General features: G+C 38.8%; 1 protein-coding gene. It reads right to left on the bottom strand.

Translation table 11 applies throughout. The features are described from left to right. Positions 1–24 precede the first annotated feature (24 nt). A complete protein-coding gene (locus ACJJVX_RS00170) occupies positions 25–1596 on the bottom strand; it encodes a transposase (protein ID WP_405629462.1) in 1572 nt (523 codons plus the stop codon). Between the last annotated feature and the right edge of the window lie 90 nt (positions 1597–1686).

Here is a 1686-nt window from a genome sequence, read left to right as displayed (position 1 = left end):
CTAGAGCACCATATAGTTTAAAAATCATGCAGCTAATTTCAGTGATATATGTAAATTAGTGATCATGGCTGTACGATTTAAATCATATTCATTGAGTCTTATTCCTCTATATCGTGCTCGAGGTCCTTTACGGTTACATACAGATGCAAGAGCGTGCTCTACTTTAACACGCTCTCTTGCTTTAGCTCGACCCTCAGCAGTCGTGACGTATACACTTAAATCTTGCATCATAGATTCATGCTCGTGGATTGAAACAACGCGGCTATTTTCTGAATCCGTACATTTGGATTTACTAGGACAAACACTGCATTCATATTTTGGAAATCTGACAAACTTTTTCTTTCTTCCTTGTATTGATACGGTGATATTGTTTGGACAAGTGACTGTATTTTCATCTAAATCAATTAAAAATGATTTTTTACTAAATTTGTCTTTGACTGCTGGAGGTGTCCAAGGTTTGGCAACTACCGTGAGGCCCTCCTGATACATATCTAACGTCCAATCTGCTGCTAAATAACCTCTATCGATACTTAATTCGGTCACTTTTTCATAGTTTAACACTTTAGGTTTGAGTTGCTCACTGGCTTTATGCTCTGGTTCATTCGCTGGACGGACGCAAGTCGCAAGAATGAGCTTAGAATCTAAGTCAACTGCAATATGTTGTTTGAATCCACTGATAGTGCGTGAACTTGATTTTCGACCATGGCGCATCGCACTATCTGAGACTGAAATTCTCCTATCAGGGACTGTTCCTTTTTTAATTTGGTGCCCACCACCTTCAGGATCTGGTGTAATATTTTGCGCTAATACTGTTTCTAATAAAGACAGGCACTCTTTTAAAGATTTATGCTCCCTTATACTAACAGGGGCTGCTTTTAACCATGTTTTAAGCGTCTCAACATCAGATAATAATGTATTGATTGCTTGATGCTTTTCATTTGCATCAGACCAATCTATATCCAGCGCAGCCTTAACGCTACTTTGACCAACGAGTTTCAAACCCGTTTGTGAGATAATCGATTTTTCATCAGTTTGTTGAATATATGCTAAACAATCTACAATTAGTTCAAGCGCATGACTCACGAGATTAAAAGTGTCTTCGACACGTCCAGCCCCCTGTAACGGTGCCGAATCTAAAGCAACGCGTAAGTTTTTGTGACCAAATTTACCGAAAGATTTAGCCACATTAACTGTATGTTCAAGTAACACCTCATCCATATTATGCTTCACTAAACGATGCCTAAAATCACACAAAGTCCCTTGTGAAAAAGGCGCATTTTCATCATCTAAGCAATTGAGCACCATTCGCCAACGCATATCAAACATTGCATCAAGGGTTGCCCCTGCATCTGATTTTTGTTCATAACTTTGTAAAATTGTTGCCATAGCTAGCTGAGCTGCAGGAACAGGGGGCTTTCCTTTCGGGTGATCGGCATACATTTCAATAAGTTGACTTTCGATGGTTTCATTGAGAATTTCATGTCGATATTCACGAAGAAATACGAAGAGTTTGCCATGTGTTTTTAAACGGCTACAGATTAATTTTTCTTTTTTACTCAATGCTTCAGGGCATTGCCAATGGCGATTATATTTCATGATATGACTACGTTAGCTAAGACACGCTATTTGATCATGAATTGAAGCAAATGTCGATCTGGTTAGAATGTATACTGATCGGTGCTCTAG

Origin of the sequence: Pseudoalteromonas sp. Ld20, from assembly GCF_045064175.1 — a bacterium.
Taxonomy (GTDB): domain Bacteria; phylum Pseudomonadota; class Gammaproteobacteria; order Enterobacterales; family Alteromonadaceae; genus Pseudoalteromonas; species Pseudoalteromonas neustonica.
The sequence above is the reverse complement of the archived record's forward strand: the minus strand, read 5'-3'. Positions and strand labels throughout refer to the sequence as shown.

Coding starts and splice junctions, on each gene's coding strand:
- ACJJVX_RS00170 (WP_405629462.1), bottom strand. CDS start 1,596: ATGAAATATAATCGCCATTGGCAATGCCCTGAAGCATTGAGTAAAAAA.